At 70.5% G+C, this 23298-nt stretch carries 21 protein-coding genes; 9 read left to right on the top strand and 12 right to left on the bottom strand.

Annotation, left to right across the window (positions count from 1 at the left end; translation table 11 throughout):
* Positions 1 to 60: 60 nt before the first annotated feature.
* The 5 genes from EDF28_RS03210 to EDF28_RS03190 are packed head-to-tail and all read right to left on the bottom strand — an operon-like array spanning position 61 to position 5740.
* Entirely contained in the window at positions 61 to 921 is an 861-nt protein-coding gene (locus EDF28_RS03210) for an ABC transporter permease (protein ID WP_123937143.1), read from the bottom strand.
* A complete protein-coding gene (locus EDF28_RS03205; protein ID WP_123339295.1) occupies positions 918 to 1853 on the bottom strand; it encodes an ABC transporter permease in 936 nt (311 codons plus the stop codon). The genes EDF28_RS03210 and EDF28_RS03205 overlap by 4 nt, the downstream gene beginning before the upstream one ends.
* Entirely contained in the window at positions 1850 to 3070 is a 1221-nt protein-coding gene (locus tag EDF28_RS03200; protein ID WP_221182536.1) for a PotD/PotF family extracellular solute-binding protein, read from the bottom strand. Before EDF28_RS03200 ends, EDF28_RS03205 begins: the two co-directional genes overlap by 4 nt.
* A complete protein-coding gene (locus EDF28_RS03195) occupies positions 3067 to 4254 on the bottom strand; it encodes an ABC transporter ATP-binding protein (protein ID WP_123292904.1) in 1188 nt (395 codons plus the stop codon). The genes EDF28_RS03200 and EDF28_RS03195 overlap by 4 nt, the downstream gene beginning before the upstream one ends.
* Before the next feature lie 31 nt (positions 4255 to 4285).
* Positions 4286 to 5740, bottom strand: a complete 1455-nt coding sequence (locus tag EDF28_RS03190; protein WP_123937142.1) for an aminobutyraldehyde dehydrogenase — start codon at positions 5738 to 5740, stop codon at positions 4286 to 4288.
* 133 nt (positions 5741 to 5873) lie between these two features.
* Between EDF28_RS03190 and EDF28_RS03185 the strand changes: the two genes are divergently transcribed.
* The 4 genes from EDF28_RS03185 to EDF28_RS03170 are packed head-to-tail and all read left to right on the top strand — an operon-like array spanning position 5874 to position 10499.
* On the top strand, positions 5874 to 6356 hold the full coding sequence (locus EDF28_RS03185; RefSeq protein ID WP_035809531.1) for an Lrp/AsnC family transcriptional regulator: 483 nt from the start codon (positions 5874 to 5876) through the stop codon (positions 6354 to 6356).
* Positions 6353 to 7795 carry an aspartate aminotransferase family protein gene (locus EDF28_RS03180; protein WP_123292906.1) on the top strand — a complete coding sequence of 481 codons (1443 nt, stop codon included), beginning with the start codon at positions 6353 to 6355 and terminating at the stop codon, positions 7793 to 7795. Before EDF28_RS03185 ends, EDF28_RS03180 begins: the two co-directional genes overlap by 4 nt.
* A gap of 2 nt (positions 7796 to 7797) precedes the next feature.
* Positions 7798 to 9162: an FAD-binding oxidoreductase gene (locus tag EDF28_RS03175; protein WP_123937141.1), complete on the top strand. Its 1365-nt coding sequence runs from the start codon at positions 7798 to 7800 to the stop codon at positions 9160 to 9162.
* Positions 9162 to 10499: an NAD(P)/FAD-dependent oxidoreductase gene (locus tag EDF28_RS03170; RefSeq protein WP_123937140.1), complete on the top strand. Its 1338-nt coding sequence runs from the start codon at positions 9162 to 9164 to the stop codon at positions 10497 to 10499. The genes EDF28_RS03175 and EDF28_RS03170 overlap by 1 nt, the downstream gene beginning before the upstream one ends.
* 5 nt (positions 10500 to 10504) lie before the next feature.
* Here EDF28_RS03170 and EDF28_RS03165 read toward each other — a convergent pair whose 3' ends face one another.
* Positions 10505 to 10942 (bottom strand): hypothetical protein, encoded by a 438-nt coding sequence (locus tag EDF28_RS03165; RefSeq protein ID WP_123937139.1) that lies wholly within the window; start codon positions 10940 to 10942, stop codon positions 10505 to 10507.
* A 703-nt stretch (positions 10943 to 11645) separates the two neighbouring features.
* Here EDF28_RS03165 and EDF28_RS03160 point away from each other — a divergent pair.
* Positions 11646 to 12299, top strand: a complete 654-nt coding sequence (locus EDF28_RS03160; RefSeq protein WP_123937138.1) for a DUF1345 domain-containing protein — start codon at positions 11646 to 11648, stop codon at positions 12297 to 12299.
* Between the two features lie 6 nt (positions 12300 to 12305).
* Here the strand turns inward: EDF28_RS03160 and EDF28_RS03155 are convergent, their stop codons facing one another.
* Together EDF28_RS03155 and EDF28_RS03150 are read right to left on the bottom strand one after the other, a co-directional pair.
* The gene (locus tag EDF28_RS03155) at positions 12306 to 13124 is read right to left on the bottom strand and encodes an SDR family oxidoreductase (protein ID WP_123671290.1); all 819 of its coding nucleotides are present in this window, start codon (positions 13122 to 13124) and stop codon (positions 12306 to 12308) included.
* 106 nt (positions 13125 to 13230) lie between these two features.
* On the bottom strand, positions 13231 to 13671 hold the full coding sequence (locus tag EDF28_RS03150; RefSeq protein WP_123339303.1) for a VOC family protein: 441 nt from the start codon (positions 13669 to 13671) through the stop codon (positions 13231 to 13233).
* Positions 13672 to 13731: 60 nt separating this feature from the next.
* Here EDF28_RS03150 and EDF28_RS03145 point away from each other — a divergent pair, with 60 nt between their 5' ends.
* The 4 genes from EDF28_RS03145 to EDF28_RS03130 all read left to right on the top strand — a co-directional run bounded on the left by EDF28_RS03145 (position 13732) and on the right by EDF28_RS03130 (position 18739).
* Positions 13732 to 14766 (top strand): nitrilase-related carbon-nitrogen hydrolase, encoded by a 1035-nt coding sequence (locus EDF28_RS03145; protein WP_123937137.1) that lies wholly within the window; start codon positions 13732 to 13734, stop codon positions 14764 to 14766.
* Positions 14763 to 15773, top strand: a complete 1011-nt coding sequence (locus tag EDF28_RS03140; RefSeq protein WP_123937136.1) for an agmatine/peptidylarginine deiminase — start codon at positions 14763 to 14765, stop codon at positions 15771 to 15773. The genes EDF28_RS03145 and EDF28_RS03140 overlap by 4 nt, the downstream gene beginning before the upstream one ends.
* Positions 15774 to 15933: 160 nt before the next feature.
* Positions 15934 to 17355 carry an APC family permease gene (locus EDF28_RS03135; RefSeq protein WP_123937135.1) on the top strand — a complete coding sequence of 474 codons (1422 nt, stop codon included), beginning with the start codon at positions 15934 to 15936 and terminating at the stop codon, positions 17353 to 17355.
* 19 nt (positions 17356 to 17374) lie between these two features.
* The gene (locus EDF28_RS03130; RefSeq protein ID WP_123937134.1) at positions 17375 to 18739 is read left to right on the top strand and encodes an NAD-dependent succinate-semialdehyde dehydrogenase; all 1365 of its coding nucleotides are present in this window, start codon (positions 17375 to 17377) and stop codon (positions 18737 to 18739) included.
* An 84-nt stretch (positions 18740 to 18823) separates the two neighbouring features.
* Here EDF28_RS03130 and EDF28_RS19120 read toward each other — a convergent pair whose 3' ends face one another.
* From EDF28_RS19120 to gabT, 4 genes are read right to left on the bottom strand one after another with little or no spacing between them, the layout of a single operon-like run.
* The gene (locus EDF28_RS19120) at positions 18824 to 18985 is read right to left on the bottom strand and encodes a hypothetical protein (protein WP_185094120.1); all 162 of its coding nucleotides are present in this window, start codon (positions 18983 to 18985) and stop codon (positions 18824 to 18826) included.
* 36 nt (positions 18986 to 19021) lie between these two features.
* On the bottom strand, positions 19022 to 20410 hold the full coding sequence (locus EDF28_RS03125) for an NAD(P)/FAD-dependent oxidoreductase (RefSeq protein WP_123937133.1): 1389 nt from the start codon (positions 20408 to 20410) through the stop codon (positions 19022 to 19024).
* Positions 20407 to 21939, bottom strand: a complete 1533-nt coding sequence (locus tag EDF28_RS03120; RefSeq protein WP_123937132.1) for an NAD-dependent succinate-semialdehyde dehydrogenase — start codon at positions 21937 to 21939, stop codon at positions 20407 to 20409. The genes EDF28_RS03125 and EDF28_RS03120 overlap by 4 nt, the downstream gene beginning before the upstream one ends.
* Positions 21936 to 23297, bottom strand: a complete 1362-nt coding sequence (gene gabT / locus EDF28_RS03115; protein WP_123937131.1) for a 4-aminobutyrate--2-oxoglutarate transaminase — start codon at positions 23295 to 23297, stop codon at positions 21936 to 21938. Before gabT ends, EDF28_RS03120 begins: the two co-directional genes overlap by 4 nt.
* Between the last annotated feature and the right edge of the window lies 1 nt (position 23298).

Here is a 23298-nt window from a genome sequence, read left to right as displayed (position 1 = left end):
CGGCTTCTGTGGGCTACGGGCGACCACCTCCGCGCACTCGTCAGGGTGGTGGGCCGCGAGTCAGCCGCGCGTGCGGGACAAGCGACGGTTGAGTGCGCCGTTGAGCAGCGCCACGAGCAGCCCCACCGCGAACACCAGCGTCCCGAAGCAGAGCACCTGCGGCGGCATCCCGGCCTTCGCGGCGCCGTAGACGAACAAGGGGAACGTGACCGCGGGCCCGGCGACGAACGAGGTGATGACGTAGTCGTCGATCGACATCGCGAGCGCGAGCAGCCCGGCCGCGAGCATGCCCGGCGCGAGCAACGGCAGCGTCACGAGCCGGAAGGCTTGGAACGGCGTCGCACCGAGGTCGCTCGCGGCCTCTTCGAGCACCCGCGACGTGCCGGAGATCCGAGCGCGGAGCACCACCACGACGTACGCGACGTCGAACGCCACGTGGGTGATGAGCACGGTCAGGAACCCGGTGCCGAGGCCCACCGACAAGAAGAACGACAGCGACGCCGAGCCGACCACGATCGAGGGCGCCGCGATGTCCGCGAACACGACGGCGTTCACGGCGCCGCGGCCGGGGAACCGGTACCGCTCGAGTGCCAGGGCCAGCGGCAGCCCGATCGCGACCGAGATGATCGCGGCCAGGAACGCGACGACGACCGAGGTGACGAACGCGGCTCCGAGCCCGGACACGTTGACCAGGTTCGCGTACCAGTACGTCGTGAAGCCGTTCCACGCGAACGACAGCCGGTTCGTCGGGGCGTCGTTGAACGAGTACACGATCATGTAGACGATCGGGACGAGTGTGATCGCGATGGTGACCCAGTAGACGATCGCGAGCCAGGGCCCGCGACGGTTCACGCCGTGGCGGTGGACGACGGGCGACGAGGTGGTCGCGGTGGACGGACGAGACGGTGCGACGGCGGTCATACGAGGTCCTCGAGGTCGTCGGTGCCGGAGACGCGGGCGTAGATGAACAGGATGATGCCGAGCACGACCATGAGCACGGTCGACAGTGCCGCGGCGACGTTGTACTGCTGGTTGCCGGAGTAGGCGTCCTGGATCGCCTGGCCGATCGTGTACGTGTTCGTGCCGCCGAGCAGCGCCGAGTTCACCGGGTCGCCGACGCTGTCGATGAACACGAGCAGGACGCCGGCGAAGATGCCCGAGCGGGACAGCGGCAGCGTGGTGTGCCAGAACGCCCGGAACTTGCCGGCGTAGAGGTCGTTGGCGGCCTCGCCGAGTCGCGGGTCGATGCGTTCGAGTGCGGCGTAGATCGGCAGCACCATGAACGCGAGGTCGTTGTAGGCGTCGCCGAAGATCACCGCGCCGCCGGTGCCGAGGATGTGGAAGTCCTTGCCCGCCAGGCCGATCGCCTGCAGGAAGGTGACGACCGGACCCTGCGACGCGAGCACGAACGCCCACATGTCGGTGCGGATGATGAACGACACCAGGAAGCTCACGAACACGAGCATGAGCAGCGGGTTCTTCCACCGCGGCGAGACCCGGAACGCGATGAAGTACGCCACCGGGTAGCCGACGATGATGGTCACGACCGTGGCGGCGGCGCCGTACCAGAGGGACCGGAGCAGGAACGTCAGGTAGGGCACCTGCGGGTCGATGAACAGGGAGCCGTAGATCCCCCAGTTCCACGTGAAGGTGTACCCGTCGTCCGGGTTGCCCGACATGAGCGAGACGATGAGCCCCGACACGAGCGGGATGACGAAGAACACGCAGAGGTACGCGGTCCCGACCAGCGCGAGCAGGAAGGGCGTGCTGCGACGGCGTCCCCGACGGACCGGTGCCGGACCAGCACCCGGTGTCGGTGCGGCACCCGGGCCGGCGACCCCGACGGCGGTCACGACTGCACCACCGCGTTGAAGATGCCGTTCCACTCCGAGTACTCGTCGTAGTTCTCGAACACCCGGAACTCGTGCGACCGGTCCAGCACGTCGGAGTCCGGGAACACCAGCGGACTGTCCGCCACCGTCGCGTCGTCGAGCTCGTCACGGACGTAGGCCTCGGCGCTGGGGACCGGGCAGACGTAGTTGACCCAGTCCTCGACGATGCCCGCGATCTTCGGCGTGTAGTAGAAGTCCATCCACTCGAGGGCGGCCACCGGGTTCGCTGCCTGCCGGGGGATCATGAGGTTGTCGTGCCACATCATCTGGCCCTCCTCCGGCGTCACGAACTTCAGGTCCTCGAACCCGGACTGCTGCGCCTGGAAGACGTCGCCGGACCAGGCCTGGGTGATCCAGGTGTCGCCGTTCTCGAGCTTGTTGATGTAGCTCTGGTCGTAGAAGCCGGTCACGCTCGGGCGCAGTTTCCGCAACCAGGCCTGCGCTTTCCGCCAGTCCGCCGGGGTCGACGTCTCCGGGGCGATGCCGTTCGCGAGCAATCCGAGGGAACCGAGCTCGGTGTTGTCGCTCATCAGCCCGACGCGGCCCGCGAACGCCGGGTCGAGCAGGTCCTGGAACGACGTGATCTCGCGGTCGACGTACTTCGGGTTGTAGGCGATCCCGGTGAAGCCGGTCTGCCAGACGACAGAGTGCTTGTTGCCGGGGTCGTACGTCGGGTCCTTCACCGAGTCACCCGCGTTCGCCGCGAAGTTCGGCAGCCGCGAGTGGTCGAGCTCGCACACGAAGCCGTTCTTGATCATCTGGGTCAGCTCGAACCCGTTGGTCATCACGACCAGGTCGTAGCCGGTGGCACCCTGCGCCCGCAGGATCGGCGAAACGGTTGCGTAGAACGTCGCGTTGTCCTGGATCACCGCCTGGTAGTCGACGCTGATGCCGGTGGCCTTCTGGAACAGCGCGAGCGACTCGGACTTGCCGTGGTCGGAGTCGATGTAGAGCGGCCAGTTCGCGAAGTTCAGCTGCTTCGTCGCCTTGGCGTCCTTCCAGAACGCGGTCCAGTCGACGGCGTTCTCGGCGCCGGAGGCGGCTGAGCCCTTGATGCTGCACCCGGTGAGCAGCGCCGCGAGCGCGGCGGCTCCTCCGCCGGCGAGCAGGCCGCGTCGGCTGACGCGCGCGGACGTCAGTCCGCGCAGCAGGTCCGGGCCGGGTCCCCCGCCGGTCACGCGAGCGATCCTGCCGTGGCGGGTGCGGACTGGAGGCCCGTGGCCGCGTGGGTGGTGACGGTCTGGTCGGACGCGGGGTGCGCCTCCAGGCCGAAACCGTGGTCGACGCCCCACGTGAGCCAGACCTCGGTGCCGGTGGCGATCCGCGGTCCGCCCTTCGAGTTCTGCGCGAAGACGGAGACGCGGCCGGCTCCGGGGACGTCCACCAGGTACTGCGTGCTGACGCCGGAGAACGAGACGTCGACCACGCGGCCGGGGCCGAGGATGTTGCGGCCGGCTTCGGGGGTGGGCTCCGAGGTGCGGATCTTGAGCTTCTCGGGGCGGACGCCGACGACGACGCTGCCCGAGGTGCGGACGGCGCGGTCGGCCGGGACGGCGATGGTGCCCGCCGGGGTCGCGACCACGAGCAGCGGGCCGTCCGTGCCGCGGACCTCGCCCTCGAGCAGGTTCGACTGGCCGAGGAAGTTCGCGACGAACGCGGTGCGGGGCAGCTCGTACAGGTCCTGGGGGCTGCCCATCTGCTCGATCCGGCCGCCGTTCATGACGGCGACCGTGTCGGCCATCGTCATCGCTTCTTCCTGGTCGTGGGTGACGTGCAGGAAGGTGAGCCCGACCTCGGCCTGGATCGTCTTGAGTTCGAGCTGCATCTGGTGCCGGAGCTTCAGGTCGAGCGCACCGAGCGGCTCGTCGAGCAGCAGGAGTGCCGGCCGGTTCACGATCGCGCGTGCCAGCGCGACGCGTTGCTGCATGCCGCCGGACAGGGAAGCGGGGCGCTTGTCGGCCGAGGCGTCGAGTTCGACCAGGTGCAGGGCCTCGCGCGCCTTCGTCATCGGGTCCGGGATCCGTCGCCGCTTCAGGCCGAACGCGACGTTGTCGAGCACGCTCATGTGCGGGAACAGCGCGTAGTTCTGGAACACCGTGTTGACGGGCCGCTGGTAGGGCTTCGTGTCGGTGACGTCCTCGCCGCCGATCGTGATGGTGCCGCTCGTGGGCTCCTCGAGCCCGGCGACCAGTCGCAGGGTCGTGGTCTTGCCGCAGCCCGAGGGGCCGAGCAGGGCGAAGAACGAGCCGGCCGGCACCGTCAGGTCCAGCGCGTCGACCGCGGTGTGCCCGGGGAACGACTTGGTGATCTGCTCGAGTCGGAGATCGGCTCCGGATTCGGCGAACGTGCCGGTCATTGCCATGGTGCCTCCTGCTGCTTCGGAAGGATCGGGGTCAGCCGATGTAGGACATGACGTGCTTGATGCGGGTGTAGTCGTCGAACCCGTACTGGGACAGGTCCTTGCCGTAGCCGGAGTGCTTGAAGCCGCCGTGCGGCATCTCGGCGACGATCGGGATGTGGGTGTTGATCCACACGCACCCGAAGTCCAGGTCGCGGGCGAAGCGCATCGCCCGCGAGTGGTCGGTCGTCCACACCGAGCTCGCGAGCCCGTACTCGACGTCGTTCGCGGCGCGCAGTGCTTCGTCCTCGGTCGTGAAGCGCTGCACGGTCTGCACGGGGCCGAAGACCTCCTGCTGCACGATGCGGTCGGTCTGGCGCAGGCCGGACACGATCGTGGCCTGGTGGAAGTAGCCGACGTCGCCCTGCCGCCCGCCGCCGAGCTCGATCGTGGCGTGGTCGGGGAGCGTGTCGACGAAGGACCGGACCTGGGCGAGCTGGTTCGCGTTGTTCACCGGGCCGAAGTACGGGGTGGCCGTGTCGGCGCCGGTGGTCGCGGTCGCACGTGCCGAGGCGGCGAGCGCCGCCACGAACTCGTCGTGGATGCCGTCCTGCACGAGCACCCGGGTGGCGGCGGTGCAGTCCTGCCCGGCGTTGAAGAACCCCGCGGCGACGATGCCGGCGACGGCGGACGGGATGTCGGCGTCGTCGAACACGATCACCGGGGCCTTGCCGCCGAGCTCGAGGTGGGTGCGCTTCAGGTCGCCGGCGGCGGCGCGGGCGACCTCCATGCCGGCGCGGACGGACCCGGTGATGGACACGAGCTGCGGGGTGGGGTGGTCGATCATCGCGGCGCCGGTGGTGCGGTCGCCGACGACGACGTTGAGCACGCCGGGCGGCAGGAACTCGGCGGCGACCTCGGCGAGCAGCAGGGTGGAGAGCGGAGTGGTGTCGCTCGGCTTGAGCACGGTGGTGTTCCCCGCGGCGAGCGCCGGGGCGAACTTCCACACCGCCATGTTGAGCGGGTAGTTCCACGGGGTGACCTGGGCGACGACGCCGATGGGCTCGCGCCGGACGAACGAGGTGTGGTCGGCCATGTACTCGCCGGCGCTGCGGCCCTCGAGGTTGCGGGCGGCTCCGGCGAAGAAGCGGATCTGGTCGACGGACAGCAGGATCTCGTCCTCGACCAGGGTGGCCCGGGGCTTGCCGGTGTCGAGGGACTCGAGGTCGGCGAACTCCGATGCCCGCTGCTCCATGGCGTCGGCGATCCGGAACAGCGCGAGCTGTCGTTCGCCGGGGGTCGTGCGGCGCCAGGTCGCGAAGGCGGTGCTCGCGCTCGTGAACGCGGCGTCGACGTCGGCGGCCGTGGACACGGGGGACGTGCCGTAGACCTGCTCGGTGGTGGGGTCGACCAGGTCGAACCGGGTGTCCGCGCCCGACTCGACGAACGCCCCACCGACGAAGTTGCGCACCTCGTGCGTCGTGGTCACCGTTTCCGTCGTGTCCAGCATGGCGGTGATCCTGACACGGATTCCGGCGGTTCGGAAGACGGATTCGGAGGTTGTGGAGAACCGTAACAACGGAAATCGTCGCGAAACACGGTGTTCACAACGGAATCCCTTGCGCGCTCCGGGCCTCGCTGCCATGCTGTCCGGCATGGCGGCAGCACCACGACGTCCGGGACCGATCGACGACACCTCGAAGCGGATCATCGAACAACTCCAGGCGGACGGCCGCCGTCCGTACGGCGAGATCGGCAAGGCCGTCGGTCTCAGCGAGGCGGCGGTCCGGCAACGAGTCCAGAAGCTCACCGAGACCGGCGTCATGCAGATCGTCGCGGTCACCGACCCGATGCAGCTCGGCTTCCACCGGCAGGCGATGATCGGCATCCGGGTCAGCGGCGACACCCGAACAGTCGCCGATGCCCTCGAACAGCTGCCGGCGGTCGACTACCTCGTCATGACCGCCGGCAGCTTCGACCTGATGGTCGAGGTCGTCTGCGAGGACGACGACGACCTGATCGAACTGCTCAACGGCACGATCCGGGCCATCCCGGGCGTCGCCGGCACCGAGACCTTCGTCTACCTGCAACTCCGCAAACAGCTCTACGACTGGGGAACGCGATGACCATCTCAGACCAGACGACCGGACAGCCCACGCGGCTCCACTCCTACGACCCGTTCGCCCCGGTCGACGACGCCGACCTGCAGCGGAAGTCCCGGGATCACCTGTGGATGCACTTCGCCCGGCACGGTGCGAACCAGGCCGGTGCCGACGTGCCGATCATGGTGCGCGGCGAGGGCCACCACGTCTACGACAGCCACGGCAAGGGCTACATCGACGGGCTCTCCGGCCTGTTCGTCGTCGCCGCCGGCCACGGTCGGAAGCGCCTGGCCGAGATGGCTGCGAAGCAGGCGGAGACGCTGAGCTTCTTCCCGATCTGGTCCTACGCGCACCCGGCGGCCATCGAGCTCGCCGACCGCCTGGCCGAGCACGCCCCGGGCGACCTCAACAAGGTCTTCTACTCGACGGGCGGCGGCGAGGCGGTGGAGACCGCCTTCAAGCTCGCGAAGTACTACTGGAAGCTCCAGGGCAAGCCCATGAAGCACAAGGTCATCTCGCGCGCGGTGGCCTACCACGGCACCCCGCAGGGTGCCCTGGCGATCACCGGCATCCCGGCGATGAAGCAGATGTTCGAGCCCCTGACGCCCGGTGGCTTCCGGGTGCCGAACACGAACTACTACCGCGCCGAGGAGATGGGCTTCCCGGGCGGCACCGAGGAGCAGTTCGGCTTCTGGGCGGCCGAGCGCATCCGCGAGATGATCGAGTTCGAGGGCCCCGACACCGTCGCGGCGGTGTTCCTGGAACCGGTGCAGAACTCCGGCGGCTGCTTCACCCCGCCGCCCGGGTACTTCCAGCGGGTGCGCGAGATCTGCGACGAGTACGACGTCCTGCTCGTCTCCGACGAGGTGATCTGCGCCTTCGGCCGCATCGGGACCATGTTCGCGTGCGACACCTACGACTTCGTGCCGGACATGATCACGTGCGCGAAGGCGATGACCTCGGGCTACTCCCCCATCGGCGCGACCATCATCAGCGACAAGCTCTTCGAGCCGTTCTCCAAGGGCGACACGACCTTCTACCACGGGTACACGTTCGGCGGGCACCCGGTGTCGGCCGCCGTCGCGATGGAGAACCTCGACATCTTCGAGGAAGAGGGCCTGCTCGCGAACGTGCGGCAGAACGCCCCGCTGTTCAAGGCCGAGCTCGACACCCTGAAGGACCTGCCGATCGTCGGGGACGTCCGCGGTGACGGCTACTTCTACGGCATCGAGCTCGTCAAGGACAAGGCCACCAAGACGACCTTCGACGACGACGAGTCCGAGCGGCTGCTGCGCGGGTTCCTGTCGAAGGCGCTGTTCGACGCCGGGCTGTACTGCCGGGCGGACGACCGCGGCGACCCGGTCGTGCAGCTCGCTCCGCCGCTGACCATCGGGCAGCCGGAGTTCCGCGAGATCACCTCGATCCTGCGGAGCGTCCTGTCCGAGGCCTCGTCGAAGATCTGACCGTGAGCGGCTACCGGGGCGTCTCGTTCTGGCTCGACCAGCTCGCGTCCACCGGACGCGACGACCTGGCGCCCCGGCCGCCGCTCGACGGCGACACGACCGCGGACGTCGCGATCGTCGGCGGTGGGCTGACGGGTCTCTGGACCGCCTGGTACCTGCTCCAGGCCGACCCGGGCCTCCAGATCGTCGTCCTGGAACGCGAGATCGCCGGGTTCGGCGCCTCCGGTCGCAACGGGGGCTGGTGCTCGGCCTTGTTCCCGCGCTCCGCGGACTCCGTCGCGCGCGAGCACGGCCGCGACGCAGCACTCGCGCTGCGCGCAGCGATGCGCGACACCGTCGACGAGGTCGGGCGCGCAGCGTCCGAGGCCGGGGTCGACTGCGACTACGTGAAGGGCGGCACCGTCCTCTACGCACGGTCCGCCGTGCAGGAACGCGCGGCGCACGACGAGGTCGCCTCGTCGGCCGAGTGGGGCGACGCCATGACCTGGCGCCCGGCTCGGCCCGGCGACGCCGCCGGATCGGCGGGGGTCGCGTGGACCCCGGACTGCGCGCGGGTGCAGCCCGCCGCACTGGTGCGTGGCCTGGCGGCCGCCCTGGAGGCCCGGGGCGTCCGGATCGCGGAGCACACGCCCGCCTCGTCGTGGGACCACGGGCGTGTGGTCACGTCGCGTGGGACCGTCACGGCCGGCGCGGTCGTCATCGCGGTCGAGGGGTACGGCGCACAGCTCGAACAGACGAAGCGGCGGATCCTGCCGCTCTACTCGCTCATGATCGCGACGGCGCCGCTGCCCACGGCGGTGTGGGAGCGCATCGGCCTGGAGCACGGGCAGACGTTCTCCGACTACCGGCACCTGCTCGTGTACGGGCAGCGCACGGCGGACGACCGACTGGCGTTCGGCGGACGCGGAGCCCGCTACCACTGGGGGTCCGCGATCACCCCCGGCTACGACCGAGTGCCACGCGTCTTCGAGCACCTGCGGAAGTCCCTGGTGGAGTTGTTCCCCGCCGTCACCGACGCCCCGGTCACCCACACGTGGGGCGGCCCGCTCGGGGTGCCGCGCGACTGGTGCGCGTCCGTCACCTGGGACGGGCACGTCGGCACCGCTGGCGGCTACGTCGGTGACGGACTCTCCACGACGAACCTGGCCGGGCGGACGCTCGCCGACCTCGTGCGCGGGGTCGCGTCGCCGCTCACCGCGCTGCCGTGGGTGAACCACCGCTCGCCCGACTGGGAGCCCGAGCCGCTCCGGTTCCTCGGGGCGAACGCCGGGCTCGTGGCGACCGACCTGGCCGACCGCGAAGAAGCCCTGACCGGACGGCCGAGCCTGGCGGCGCGGCTGATGGCACCCCTGACAGGAGGCCACTGATGGCTGCACTCGATGCCGACGTCGTCGTCGTGGGAGCCGGGGTCGCCGGGCTCGCCGCTGCCCGGGCGCTCGCACTCGACGGCCAGCGGATCGTCGTGCTCGAGGCCCGCGACCGGATCGGCGGCCGCACCTGGACCGACACCGCGCTCGGCGTGCCCGTCGACCTCGGTGCCTCGTGGATCCACGGCGTCGACGGCAACCCGCTCTGGGCCCTGGCTCCCCGCTTCGGCATCGAGACCGTCGAGTTCACCGTCGGGAGCTTCCAGTTCGACGGCCGGCCGATCGCGTGGCACGGCCCCTCCGGCGGACCGCTGTCCGAGGCCTCGGCCTCGGCGTTCGTCGCGGACCTGCACACCGTCGACGCCGTCCTGGACACCGTCGTCGCACACGCTCCACCGCCCTCGACGTACGCGGCCGCCGTCGACACCGTGCTGCGGTCCCTGCAGTGGCAGGGCGACCGGGCCGCGCGGGTCCGCGAGTACATGGCGCACCGCTCCGAGGACCTCTGCGGCGCACCCGTGACCGTCCTCGACGCCCGCGGCCTCGAAGAGGAACACGTCCCCGGCGACGAGGTGGTGTTCCCCGGCGGCTACGCGCAGTACGCCGCCGCCCTGGCCGAGGGGCTCGACGTCCGGCTGTCCGCGGTCGTGCGGTCGGTGACGCAGTCCGCGACGGGTGTCGTGGTCGGACTCGCCGACGGTTCGTCGGTCACGGCGGACGACGTCGTCGTGACCGTCCCGCTCGGGGTGCTGCAGGCCGGCGACGTGACGTTCGACCCACCGCTCGGCGAGACGGTCACCGGTGCGATGGGCCGACTCGGGATGGGCGTCTACGACAAGGTGTTCCTGCGGTTCCCGGAGCGGTTCTGGGGCGATTCGTGGGTGGTCCGCCAGCAGGGGTCGGCCGGTGTCGACTGGCACTCCTGGTACGACATGTCCCGCGTGACCGGAGCGCCCGTGCTGGCCGCCCTGGTCGGCGGGACCGGGGCCCGGCGCCTCGAGACCCTGCCGGACGCCATGATCGTGGAAGAGGGCATCGGCGGCCTGCGGCGGATGTTCGGCCCGTCGGTCCCCGAACCCGAGGCGTTCCGGATCACCCGGTGGGCCGACGACCCGTTCGCACGAGGCTCCTACTCGTACCTGCACGTCGGGGCGTCACCGGACGACCACGACCTGCTCGGGGCGCCGTCCGGCCGGGTGCAACTCGCCGGCGAGGCCACGTGGGGAGACGACCCGGCGACCGTGCACGGCGCGCTGCTGTCCGGACTGCGGGCGGCCGGGCGCTTGCTCGGCTCCGAGGTCGACCCGCTCGTGCTCGCGACGCACGTCAGCGGCTGATCCGCTCAGTCGAAGGCGGGGGTGTCGACCGAGCACGTCACGGGCTCACCCGCGGCAGCGGTCTCCGTGGCGATCTCGCGCTTGCCGTCGAGCAGGATCCGGCACGTCGCCGTCGCGCCCCGCGCCGGGGTCGCCCGGACCGAGGCGCGCTGCTCGGCGAGGACGATCGACTCGTGCTCCCAGGTACCCGTCTCCTCCGTGCCTGTCTCCTGCGTGCCGAGCCGGTGCACCTCCGGGGCGTCGCCGCGCTTCTCGGCGCCCTCGACGCGCACGTCGGTGAGCGCGGCCCCGCTCGGCTGGTCGACGCTGACCTCGTAGGTCACGGACCAGGCATCGCCCGTCTGCTGCTGGACGAAGCTGCACCCGGTCGCGAGCACCGCGACGGAGCCGGCGACCACAACGGCGGCGAGGAGACGGACGGTGGGACGGCTGCGTTCGGACATGCCATCAGCCTGCGCACCGAGCGCCCGCGGATCGTCCCCCGGGCGACGCGACCCCGTGCGACGACGGATCGATCCCGGGTCCTCCGAGCGGTTGACATCGGCTCCGTCCGCCCTGGCGGTCAGTACCGTCGACCCGGCGTCCGCGCAGGTCCTGTTCAACGTGCTGCTCTTCGTGCCCCTCGGTGCTCTCGCCCGGCGCGCGTCGACTGAGCGGCTCCCGACGGGTGCCCCGCGCCGGCAAGAGCGCGGGACACCCTGTGCTCAACCCTTGCGCCACACGTCGTGCAGGAACCGGGCCAGGGTCACGAGCAACGTCGCGATCCCCAACCACGGCACCTGACGGCGTCGACGCGGTTCGTCGTCGGAGGACATCCGAACCACCTTCCGTGTCAGCGCCGGCGGACACGAAGAGCAGGGGCCGAGGGACGTGCGACCCGACGGTGATCGAGTTACACTGGTTCCGAGTTCAAGCTCGGGACGCGTTCTGTCCCTCGTTCTCCACTCGGAGAGCAAATCGAAGCCCATCGCTGTTTGCCCAGCGGTGGGCTTCATCCTTGCTCGGGCCACGCTCCGGCGGTGACGCGGCCCGCCACCAGCCTACTGATGTTCCAGGTGCCGGTGAGAGAGACACGGGTGTCCTACTGACCGGACCCTCACGGGTCGCACGGGCCCGGAACGATGTTCGAGTGCCACACTCGGAGCCGTGACGACGACGCGGACCACACCCCGGCACGAGCACCGCGCGCCGGTGGCGATCGCCGTCCTGGTGAACCTCGGGCTCAGCCTGTTCCTGCCGAGCGAGGTGCTGTTCTTCCCGTCATGGGTGGTCCCGGTGCTCGGCGTCCTGCTGCTGATCCCGCTCGTCGTCTTCAACCCGCGGCGACTGACCCGCGAGACGACCTGGTCGCGGTGGGTGTCCTTCTCGTTGGCGATCCTGCTCACCGTCGCGAACCAGCTGACCGTGGTCCGGACGATCGAGCTGCTCCTCGGCGGCCACGCGGACGGCGGTGCCGTGCTGCTCACCGCCCTGCAGGTGTGGGTGAGCACGATCATCGCGTTCGGGCTCGTGTACTGGGAGCTCGACCGGGGCGGGCCGGTGGCCCGACGGCGTCCGGAGCTGTGGACGAGTGACGAGGCAGACTTCCAGTTCCCACAGGAGACCGACCCGAAGACCGCTGCGTGGCGACCGGTCTACCTCGACTACCTCTACGTCGCGATGACGAACATGGTCGCGTTCAGCCCGACGGACACGATGCCGATGACCGTGCGCGCGAAGATGATCATGGCCTACCAGGCACTCGGCGGGTTCATCCTGCTGGCCCTGGTCATCTCGCGCGCGGTCAACATCATCAGCTGAGGCCGCTCAGGAGCCGTGTGCCTCCTCCGACACCGGCTGCCACTCGCGCCAGGTCGCCAGGCGGGACGCGTAGTCCTGCTCGGCGATGCCGAGCGGCGCCTTGCCGAAGAAGACGCGCAGGGGCGGCTGCTCGGCGTCGACGACCTTCAGGATCGCCGAGCGGGTCGCCTCGGGCTTGCCGGGGTCGGCGGCCGACGGGCGCTTCGACGCGGCCTCGCGGACGTCGGCGTACGCGGCGATCTCGTCGCTCTTCTTCGACGACGGCCCGGACCAGTCGGTCGAGAAGCCGCCCGGCTCGATGAGCGTCACGTGGATGCCGAAGCCGGCGACCTCCTGCGACAGGGACTGGGACAGCCCCTCGAGCGCCCACTTCGACGCGTGGTAGGCGCCGACGGTCGGGAACGCGCTGATCCCGCCGATGCTCGAGACCTGGATGACGTGCCCGGAACCCTGCTCCCGCATGATCGGAAGCGCGGCCTGGGTCACCCAGAGCGCTCCGAACAGGTTCGTCTCGAGCTGGGCGCGGACGTCGTCCTCGGTGAGTTCCTCGACCATGCCGAAGTGGCCGTAGCCGGCGTTGTTCACGACGACGTCGAGCGAGCCGAAGTGCTCCGCCGCGCGCTGCACAGCCGCGAAGTCCGCGGCACGGTCGGTCACGTCGAGCTGCAGTCCGAGGAACGTGTCCGGGTACTGGTCGACGAGTGCTTGCACGTCGTCGGTGTCGCGGGCCGTGCCGGCGACGGAGTCTCCACGTTCGAGGGCGGCTTCCGCCCACTCGCGGCCGAAGCCCTTCGACGCTCCGGTGATGAACCAGGTCTTGCTCATGCTGTCTCCTCCTGAGATCTGACGCGATCAGGCAACGCTCCCCGCTTCCGTGGCACCTGGAGGTCCGGGTGACGGACGCGGCAAGCGGACACCAGCGGACCGCGACTCAGGGTCGAGGTGCCGCGAACTCCAGGTTGACGTCGTCGGGGTCCTGCACGGACAGGATCACCAGGCCGAACGGCGGCAGGTCGGTGACGTCGCCGTGCTCGATGCCGGCGGCGTCCAGCCGCTCGACGGCGGCGTGCAGGTCGTCGACGGACCCGACGCGGAACGACACGTGGTCGAGGCCGACTCGGTCGGGATCGAACCGGTCCTCGGCGGGGGCGACCGGTCGCAGGCCGAGCGTCTGCCCGCCGAACGTGAACGAGCATCCGCCGTAGGTCCGCCACGGGTCGTCGTGAATCGTCGGGTCGTCGATCTGGTCGCTGAAGTCACTGCCGGGCGACATGCCGAACAGCTGCTCGTAGAAGGCCTTGCTCCGGCGGATGTCCGTGACCGTGAGGCGCACGTGCGAGAAGCCGAGCGGCGTGACGATGGGTTCGCTCATCACCCCACCCAACTCCCCCTGGGCCTTGCACTCATTGACCATGCGATCAACAATGGCGGGATGGACGTCGTCATCGCTCCCCCGCACCCGTCTCCGCTGCACCAGGACACAGGCAACCCCCGCCGCTCGACCCGCGTCGCCCTCGTGCAGGTGCGTTGGCTCGAAGACCCCGCTGCCCACCGAGCACAACTCGCCGACGGCATCGTCACCGCCGCGGCCAACGGCGCCGCGGCGGTGTTCCTGCCCGAGCTCACCCTGCGCCGCTACCCCGGCGACACTCCGGCCAGTGGTGTCCCGAAGGACCTCGCCGAGTCGCTCGAGGACGGCCCGACGGTCACCTTCGCCCGCGCACAGGCGATCGAGCACGGGGTCTTCGTCCACGCCTCGCTCTACGAGCGACCTGCCGACGACGACCACCCCGACGACCCCCGCGGCTACAACACCGCCGTCCTCGTCGCCCCCGACGGCACCCTGGTCGGCCGGACCCGCAAGACCCACATCCCGATCAGCGCCGGCTACTACGAGGACACGTACTTCCGCCCGGGCACGGACGACGACGCCTTCCCGGTGTACGAGCCGGCGGGTCTCGGCGCACGCGTCGGACTGCCGACGTGCTGGGACGAGTGGTTCCCCGAGGTGGCCCGGTCCTACGGCCTCGCAGGGTCCGAGGTCCTGGCGTACCCGACGGCGATCGGCTCCGAGCCGACGTTCCCGGACTTCGACACCGCACCGATCTGGCGGCAGGTCATCGTCGCGAACGGCGTCACCGCCGGCCAGTTCATGGTCGTCCCGAACCGCTGGGGCGATGAGGGCGACATCACGTTCTACGGGTCGTCGTTCATCTCGGACCCGTTCGGCCGCGTGCTCGCCGAGGCGCCGCGTGACGCTGACGCGGTGCTCGTGGCGGACCTCGACCTCGAGGCCCGGACGGAGTGGCTCCGACTGTTCCCCTTCTACGTGACCCGTCGCCCCGACCTCTACGCGGGGCTCGTCGCCCCGGTCGACGAGGACCGCCACGCGTACGGCGCACGCGACGCGATCGACGCGGCCATCGGGGTGGCCGCGACCGACGCCGGACCGGAGGTGCGCGCATGACGTGGGTGATGCCTCCCGAGACGGCTCCGCAGGAACGCACCTGGATGGCGTTCCCGCGCCCCGGCCTGACGCTCGGTGACGACGCGGCGAGCGCCGAGGCGGCGCGACGGACGTGGGCGACCACCGCCAACACGATCAGCGAGCACCAGCCCGTCACGATCGTCGTGGACCCGGTCGCGCGAGCCGACGCTCGTCGCCTGCTGTCGACCGCGGTCGAGGTGCTCGAAGCGCCCCTCGACGACTTCTGGATGCGCGACATCGGGCCGACGTTCGTCGTCGACGACGTGACCGGCGAGCTCGGCGCCGTGGACTGGGTCTTCAACGGCTGGGGCGCGAACTCCTGGTCGACGTGGACCCGTGACGCCGAGGTCGCCGCCACGGTCGCGGCCGCCGCCGGTGTGCGGCGGATCCCGTCACTGCTCGTGAACGAGGGCGGGGCGATCCACGTCGACGGCACGGGCACGGTCCTGGTGACGGAGACCGTGCAGCTCGATCCGCGACGGAACCCGTACGCCGACCGCGAGCGCGTCGAACTCGAGTTGGCCCGGACGATCGGCGCGACGAACGTGGTCTGGCTGCCCCGCGGCCTGACCCGTGACTACGACGGGTTCGGGACCCGGGGCCACGTCGACATGGTCGCGACCTTCGCCGATCCGGGCACGGTCCTGCTGCACGCGCAGCCCGACGCCGGCCACCCGGACCACCTGGTGATGCCGCAGATCCGTCGGGCGCTCGAGCAGGCCACGGACGCGACCATCGTCGAACTGCCGGCCCCGTCGACCCTGACCGACGACGACGGCCCGGTCGACTGGAACTACGTCAACCACGTGGTGGTGAACGGCGCCGTGATCGCCTGCGCGTTCGGTGACGCCGTCGCCGACGACCACGCCCGCGGCATCCTCGCCGACGTGTACCCGGGTCGTCAGGTGCGTTCGATCGACGCTCGTCAGGTCTTCGCGCGCGGCGGCGGCCTGCACTGCATCACGCAGCAACAGCCGGCGGTCTGATCCATCGCCGCGGTGTACAGCAACTGCCCGACGTCTGTACACCGCGGCCGGTCCACCGAGCACTCGCACATCGGTATGTTGCTCCGAACCAGTCCGGGCGACGCTGCCCAGCCCAGCTCCGGCGCTGCCCACCTCCGACCCAGCAGGGAAGTCCACGCACATGGCATCACCGACCGCGGTCCCCACACCGACAGCACCGGCAACACCTGCGCGCGGCGGTTCCCTGAAGCGGAGCCTCGGACTCTGGGCGATCGTCGGCCTGGGCCTCGGCTACATGACCCCGACGGTGGTGTTCGACACCTTCGGCATCGTCTCCGGGCAGACCGACGGCGCCGTGCCGAGCGCGTACCTGATCGCGCTGGTCATCATGGCCCTGACGGCGATCAGCTACGGGAAGATGGTCCGGGTCTACCCGGCAGCCGGTTCGGCCTACACGTACGTGCGGGAGTCGATGCACCCGAACCTCGGGTTCATGGTCGGCTGGGCGTCCCTGCTCGACTACCTGCTGCTGCCGATGGTGAACGCCCTGATCATCCGGCTCTACCTGGAGCAGGTGTTCCCGGCACTGCCGTCGTGGGTGACGGTCGTCGTCTACACGGTGTTCGTGACGACGGTGATCTGCCTGTCGATGCGTGGCACGTCGAACCTCAACATGGTGCTGCTCATCGGCGCGATCCTGGCGATGATCGCGTTCGTGGTCTTCACCGTCATCGAACTCGTCCACGGTGCCGGCGCCGGCACGATCGCGAGCACCGAGCCGTTCGTGCACGACGGCGTGACGATGTCCGCCCTGCTCACCGGTGCGACGGTGGTCTGCTTCTCGTTCATCGGCTTCGACGCCGTGACGATGTACACGGAAGAGGCGAAGTCGATCCGGATCATGCCGAAGGCGATCATGCTGACGGTGCTGCTCGGCGGCGCGATCTTCCTGGTGTCCGCGTACTTCGCGCAGCTGCGGTTCCCGACGAACACCCCGTTCGGCGAGTTCACCGACGACCCGCTCCCCCAGATCGGCCTGCTCGTCGGTGGCCCGGTGTTCCAGGCGGTCCTGGTGTCGGCCGGGTTCGTCGCCGCGTTGGCGTCGGGGCTCGCCTCGCACGCGAGCGTCGCCCGCATGCTCATGGTGATGGGTCGGAACAACGTCCTGCCGAAGCGGGTGTTCGGCTACGTCAACCCGCGCACGCACACCCCGGTGTTCAACGTGGTCTTCGTCGGGGCGGTCACGCTGCTCGCGATGAGCTTCTCGCTCGACACCATCTCGTCGTACATCAACTTCGGCGCGCTCGTCGCCTTCACCTTCGTCAACGCGAGCGTCATCGTGCACTTCGCCGTTCGGCAGGGCCGCCGCCACACCGCGGGTGACCGGTGGAAGTACATCGTCCTGCCCGGCCTCGCGATGGTCCTGACGGGTGTGCTCTGGTCGCAGCTCCACGCCGACGCACTGATCGCAGGAGGAGTGTGGGCGGCGATCGGCTTCGCCTACCTGCTCGTCATCACGAAGGGCTTCCGGGTGCTGCCGAAGAGCTTCGACGAGAACCAGCCGGTCACCGGCGTCAACAAGCAGCTGACCGACCAGGCCTGACCCACCACGAGAGGACGCCATGTACGCCGTCACCGACCCCACCACGGGCACGACCCTCGAGACGTTCCCGACCATCACCGACGACGCGCTGCGCGCCGCCGTCACCACCGCCCACCAGACCCACGGCGAGTGGGGCCGCACCAGCACCGTCGCCGACCGCGCGGCCCTGCTCCACCGCGTCGCGGACCTGTACCGGGAGCGTCACGCCGACCTCGCCGCCACGATCGTGCGCGAGATGGCGAAGCCGATCGACCAGGCCGAGGGCGAGGTGGACTTCTGCGCCGACATCTACGACTACTACGCCGACCACGCCGAGGAGTTCCTCGCCGACCAGCCGATCACGCTGGCCGACGGCTCCGAGGGCAGCGCCTTCATCCGGAAGTCGTCGATCGGCGTGCTGCTCGGCATCATGCCGTGGAACTTCCCCGCCTACCAGATCGCTCGGTTCGCCGGCCCGAACCTGCTCATCGGCAACACGGTCCTGCTCAAGCACGCACCGCAGTGTCCCGAGTCGGCCCTGGCGATCGAGCGGATCTTCCACGACGCCGGGTTCCCCGAGGGCGCGTACACGAACGTCTTCGCGACGAACGACCAGGCCGCAGACGTCATCGCCGACCCGCGCGTGCAGGGGGTTTCGCTGACCGGGTCCGCCCGCGCCGGTGCCGCCGTCGCCGAGATCGCCGGCCGGAACCTCACGAAGGTCGTGCTCGAGCTCGGTGGGTCGGACCCCTTCATCGTGCTGTCCACCGACGATCTCGACTCCGTCGTCGAGTCCGCCGTCACGACCCGCCTCGAGGGCAACGGGCAGGTCTGCAACGCCCCGAAGCGCTTCCTGGTGGTGGACGACCTGTACGACGACTTCCTGGCGAAGTTCACGACGGCCATGTCGGCGGTTTCGCCGACCGACCCGTCCGTGCCCGGTGCCGAGCTCGGCCCGCTGTCGTCCCCGACCGCCGCGGACCGGCTGCAGGAGCAGCTCGCGTCCGCCGTCGCGCAGGGTGCGACCGTCGTCACCGGTGGTGACCGCCAGGGCAACGCCTTCGTGCCGACGATCCTCACCGACGTCACGCCGGACAACGACGCGTACCGCGAGGAGTTCTTCGGCCCCGTCGCCGCCGTGTACCGCGTCGCCGACGAGGACGCCGCCGTCGCACTCGCCAACGACACCCCGTACGGCCTCGGCTCGTACCTGTTCACGACCGACGCCGACCAGGCACTCCGCGTCGCGGACCGGCTCGAGGCCGGCATGGTCTACGTCAACATCGTCGGCGCGGACAGCCCCGAACTGCCGTTCGGCGGCGTCAAGGCGAGCGGCTTCGGCCGCGAGCTCGGCCCCCTGGGGGCCGACGAGTTCGTCAACAAGAAGCTGATCCGCATCGGCTGACGGACGCTCTGGACCCGGCTCCACGACGGACGGGAGGCACGGTGCCAGCTGGCACCGTGCCTCCCGTCTGCTCGTCGGTCGCCGCTACTGCTGCGGGTCGGCGGGCTCGCCGCCGGAGTCCGTGTCGCTGTCCTGCGCGGGGTCCTTCGTCGCGTCGCCCGTGGGCGACCCGTCCGGCAGGTCCTCGGTGTACTGCTCTTCGGCCTCGCTGGGGTCGCTGGATCCGTTCGCCGTCGTGTCGCTCATGGCCCGGACGCTACGCGCGGTCGGCGCTGCACCCGTTCAGACGGACGAGGCGGCAGCGCCCGAGCCGGCGGTGACCGGGGTCACGGCCAGGATCTCGTCGGCGACCTCACGCCCGATCCGCACCGCACCGTCGACGTGCTGGTACCCCTGCCCGGCCAGGTCGCTCGACGCGAACCGGATCGGACCGACGGCTGCACGCTGGTCGGCGCCGTAGCGGACGAGCCCGCCCAGGTCGAAGCTCGCCGCGTAGGCGCCGCGGGTCCACTCCTCGGTGCCCCAGTCGCTCTCGTAGTACACGACCGGGCGCAGGGCCTCGTCGCCGTAGTAGTGGGCGAGCGAACCGAGCACTCGGGCCTTCCGCTCCTCGGCCGACAGCGCGAAGAGGTCGTCGGCGTGCTGGTCGGAGACGAACCCGACCAACGTGCCCTGCTCCGATCCGTGCTCGGTGTTGTCGTACGCCTCGTGCACGACCTCGTACGGGCTGAACGCGGTGCCGGAGAGCCCGGCGCCGCGCCAGAACGGCCGGTCGTAGACGGCGTGCACCTTGATGACGAAGCCCATCGACAGGTGCTGGTGCAGCTGGTGCTGGCGACGGGGCAGCGGGGGTTCGTACGAGATCCGCGAGTACAGGGGCGGCGGCACGGCGACGAGCGCCTGCCGGGCGTGGACCTCGAGCCCGCCGTCGGCGAGCGCGACGACCCCGTCGTCGGTCCAGCGCAGGGTGCGCACCGGCGCGTTCAGGTGCACGGCGTCACCGAGGCGCTCCGCGAGGCGTTCGGACACCTGCTGCATGCCGCCGACGACGCGCTTGTCGAGGATGAAGTCGGCGTCGACCAGGTTCGTGAAGCTCCCGGCAGAGGCAGCCATCAGCAGGGCCTGCAGTGCCGAGAACGCGTGTGCCGGCTTCGTGAGCATGGCGCCGGCGATGAACAGTTCGACGTTGTCGGTGGCGACGCGGTCCGGGCTGAGCGCGTGCAGCCAGGCACGGAAGGAGACCTCGTCGAGTGCGGCCGCGTCCGGGGTCTCCCAGGGGCGCGCGGGGTCGACCGCCGCGACGTACTCGTCGACGACCGTCACGAGTCGCTCGATCTCGTTCGCCGTCGCCTCGGGCAGCGGGAAGATGTCGCCGGTGTACTCGGTGCGGGTGCCCTCGGCGTCGACGTAGACGCTGGAGCCCTCGCGGTACCGGTCGTACGTGTCGAGTCCGAGTTCGTCGAGGGTCTCGAGCAGTGCGGTCTGGTCGGGCGAGACCCACTGGCCACCGATCTCGAGCGTGACGCCGTCGATGTCGTTGGTCCAGGTGCGGCCGCCCACGCGATCGCGCGCCTCGAGCACCGTGACGGTCAGTCCCGCGGCGCGCAGGCGGTTCGCGGCGGTCAGGCCGGTGACACCGGCTCCGATGACGACGACGTCGCTCTCGATCATCGTGCTGCTCCTTCGGTGGTGGTGCTCCGGAACGGGTCCGGGGTCAGCGTGTACATGGTCTCGAGGTACTCGGCGATGCCCTCGCCGCCGCCTTCGCGGCCGAGGCCGGACTGCTTCACCCCGCCGAACGGGGCCGACGCGTTCGAGACGACACCGGTGTTGAGTCCGAGCATTCCGGTCTCGAGCCGCTCCATCAGGCGCTGGCCGCGGGCCGGGTCCTCGGTGAACGCGTAGCCGACCAGACCGTACTCGGTGTCGTTGGCGGCGGCCACGGCCTCGTCCTCGGTCCGGAACGTCCGGATCGCCAGGACGGGCCCGAAGATCTCGTCGCGGAGCAGGTCGCTGCCGGGCTGCACGTCGGTCAGGACCGTGGGCGCGTAGAAGGTGCCGGGGCCGTCGACCGGGTGTCCGCCGGTGCGGAGCGTCGCCCCGCGGTCGAGCGCGTCGGTGACCAGGCGGTGCGCCTTGTCGACGGCACGGTCGTCGATGAGCGGTCCGATGGCGACGCCGTCCTCGGTGCCGCGTCCGACCCGCATGGCCTCGACGCGTGCGGTCACCCGGCGCGTGAACTCGTCGACGACGTCCTCGTGCACCAGGAACCGGTTCGCGGCGGTGCAGGCCTGCCCGGTGTTGCGGAACTTGGCGGCGAGCGCGCCCTCCACGGCCAGGTCGAGGTCGGCGTCGGCGAACACCAGGAACGGGGCGTTGCCGCCGAGCTCCATGCTCGTCCGGAGCACGTTCTGCGCCGCCTGGGCGAGCAGTGTGCGTCCGACCGGCGTCGAGCCCGTGAAGGACAGCTTCCGGAGCCGGGGGTCGGCGATCACCGGCGCGGAGACGTCGGCGGCCCGCGTGGTCTGCACCACGTTGACCACCCCGGCGGGCAGACCGACCTCGCGCAGCAGGTCGACGAACAGCAGGGTCGTGAGCGGCGTCAGTTCGGCCGGCTTCACGACGACCGTGCATCCGGCGGCGAGCGCCGGTGCGATCTTCCGGGTCGCCATCGCCAGCGGGAAGTTCCACGGCGTGATGAGGAACGCGGTGCCGACGGGCTTGTGCGAGACGGTGGCACGGCCGGTGCCCTCCGGGTTGGTGCCGTACGAGCCGCCGATCCGGACCGCTTCCTCCGAGAACCAGCGCAGGAACTCCCCGCCGTACGCGACCTCGCCGCGGGCCTCGGCGAGCGGCTTGCCCATCTCGAGCGTCATGAGCAGCGCGAACTCCTCGCGCCGTTCCTGCAGCAGGTCGAACGCGCGACGCAGCAGCTCGGCGCGGTGCCGCGGCGGTGTGGTCGCCCAGCCCGTCTTGGCCGCTTCCGCGGCGTCGAGCGCTCGGACACCGTCCTCGGGGGTTGCGTCGGCGATGTCGAGCAGCGTCTCGCCGGTGGCGGGGTCGACGACGGCGAAGGTCCGGCCGTCGGCCGACGGCTGCCATGCGCCGTCGACCAGGAGGCCCGTGGGGACGCGGGCGAGCAGCTCGCGTTCGGCGTCGGTGCGGTCGGCCGCAGGGGCGGTGGTGGTGCCGGTGGTCATGCGGTTGCGAGTCCTTCCAGGACGACGTCGAGTCCCTCGTGGAGCAGGGCGTCGTCGATCGACAGTGGGGGCAGGAACCGGACGACGTTGCCGTACGTGCCGGCGGTCAGCGCGATGACGCCGTGCTCGAACGCGGACCGCACCACCTTCCCGGTCAGTGCTGCGTCCGGTTCTCCGGTGGCGGGGTCCACGAGTTCCATCGCGACCATCGCGCCGCGTCCGCGGACGTCACCGATCCGCGGGTCGGTCGTCTGCGCGGCACGGAGTCGTCCGAGCAGCACGTCCCCGATCTCGCGGGCTCGGTCGATCAGCCCGTCGTGCTCGAACGCGTCGATCGCGGCGAGTGCGGCAGCGCAGGCGATCGGGTTGCCGCCGTAGGTGCCGCCGAGCCCGCCGACGTGCGCGGAGTCCATGATCTCGGCGCGCCCGGTCACGGCGGACAGGGGCAGACCGCCGGCCATGCCCTTCGCGGTCGTGACGACGTCCGGCACGATCCCCTCGTGCTCGCTCGCGAACATCGACCCGGTGCGCGCGAAGCCGGTCTGCACCTCGTCGGCGATGAGCACGACGCCGTTCGCCGTGGTCCACTCGGACAGGGCGGTGAGGAACCCGGGCGCGGGGACGACGAAGCCGCCCTCCCCCTGGATCGGCTCGATGAGCAGCGCCGCGGTGTTCGCCGCGCCGACCTGCTTCTCGATCTGGCTGATCGCGCGCTTCGCCGCCTCGGGCCCGGAGAGCCCGTCGTGGAACGGGTAGGACATCGGCACCCGGTAGACCTCGGGCGCGAACGGGCCGAAGCCGTCCTTGTAGGGCTGGTTCTTGGCGGTGAGCGCCATCGTGAGGTTCGTGCGGCCGTGGTACGCGTGGTCGAACACCACGACGGCCTGCCGACCGGTGTGCTTGCGCGCGATCTTCACGGCGTTCTCGACGGCCTCGGCGCCGGAGTTGAACAGCGCCGTGCGCTTCTCGTGGTCACCGGGGGTCAGCCGGTTGAGTGCCTCGGCGACCGCGACGTACCCGTCGTAGGCGGCGATCGTGAAGCACGTGTGGGTGAAGGCAGCGACCTGCTCGGTGACCGCGGCGACGACGGCGGGGTGCGCGTTGCCGACGCTGGTCACGGCGATCCCGGACCCCAGGTCGACGAACGAGTTGTCGTCCGCGTCCACGACGACCCCGCCACCGGCTGCGACGACGGCGATCGGCACGGCGACCCCGACCCCGGCCGCGACGGCTCCGGCCTTCCGCGCCATGAGCTCGCGTGATCGCGGGCCGGGGACGGCCGTGACGAGCCGTCGTTCCTGGGGCAGCGAGGGGCCGCCGGTGGGCGCACTGATCGAGGGTGCTGCGGTGGAGGACATG

It is taken from the genome of Curtobacterium sp. PhB137, from assembly GCF_003814955.1.
In the GTDB taxonomy this organism is placed as follows: Bacteria; Actinomycetota; Actinomycetes; order Actinomycetales; family Microbacteriaceae; genus Curtobacterium.
The sequence above is the reverse complement of the archived record's forward strand: the minus strand, read 5'-3'. Positions and strand labels throughout refer to the sequence as shown.

Coding starts and splice junctions, on each gene's coding strand:
- EDF28_RS03210 (WP_123937143.1), bottom strand. CDS start 921: ATGACCGCCGTCGCACCGTCTCGTCCGTCCACCGCGACCACCTCGTCG.
- EDF28_RS03195 (WP_123292904.1), bottom strand. CDS start 4,254: ATGGCAATGACCGGCACGTTCGCCGAATCCGGAGCCGATCTCCGACTC.
- EDF28_RS03190 (WP_123937142.1), bottom strand. CDS start 5,740: ATGCTGGACACGACGGAAACGGTGACCACGACGCACGAGGTGCGCAAC.
- EDF28_RS03185 (WP_035809531.1), top strand. CDS start 5,874: ATGCTGTCCGGCATGGCGGCAGCACCACGACGTCCGGGACCGATCGAC.
- EDF28_RS03180 (WP_123292906.1), top strand. CDS start 6,353: ATGACCATCTCAGACCAGACGACCGGACAGCCCACGCGGCTCCACTCC.
- EDF28_RS03170 (WP_123937140.1), top strand. CDS start 9,162: ATGGCTGCACTCGATGCCGACGTCGTCGTCGTGGGAGCCGGGGTCGCC.
- EDF28_RS03165 (WP_123937139.1), bottom strand. CDS start 10,942: ATGTCCGAACGCAGCCGTCCCACCGTCCGTCTCCTCGCCGCCGTTGTG.
- EDF28_RS03155 (WP_123671290.1), bottom strand. CDS start 13,124: ATGAGCAAGACCTGGTTCATCACCGGAGCGTCGAAGGGCTTCGGCCGC.
- EDF28_RS03150 (WP_123339303.1), bottom strand. CDS start 13,671: ATGAGCGAACCCATCGTCACGCCGCTCGGCTTCTCGCACGTGCGCCTC.
- EDF28_RS03145 (WP_123937137.1), top strand. CDS start 13,732: ATGGACGTCGTCATCGCTCCCCCGCACCCGTCTCCGCTGCACCAGGAC.
- EDF28_RS03140 (WP_123937136.1), top strand. CDS start 14,763: ATGACGTGGGTGATGCCTCCCGAGACGGCTCCGCAGGAACGCACCTGG.
- EDF28_RS03135 (WP_123937135.1), top strand. CDS start 15,934: ATGGCATCACCGACCGCGGTCCCCACACCGACAGCACCGGCAACACCT.
- EDF28_RS03130 (WP_123937134.1), top strand. CDS start 17,375: ATGTACGCCGTCACCGACCCCACCACGGGCACGACCCTCGAGACGTTC.
- EDF28_RS19120 (WP_185094120.1), bottom strand. CDS start 18,985: ATGAGCGACACGACGGCGAACGGATCCAGCGACCCCAGCGAGGCCGAA.
- EDF28_RS03125 (WP_123937133.1), bottom strand. CDS start 20,410: ATGATCGAGAGCGACGTCGTCGTCATCGGAGCCGGTGTCACCGGCCTG.
- EDF28_RS03120 (WP_123937132.1), bottom strand. CDS start 21,939: ATGACCACCGGCACCACCACCGCCCCTGCGGCCGACCGCACCGACGCC.
- gabT (WP_123937131.1), bottom strand. CDS start 23,297: ATGTCCTCCACCGCAGCACCCTCGATCAGTGCGCCCACCGGCGGCCCC.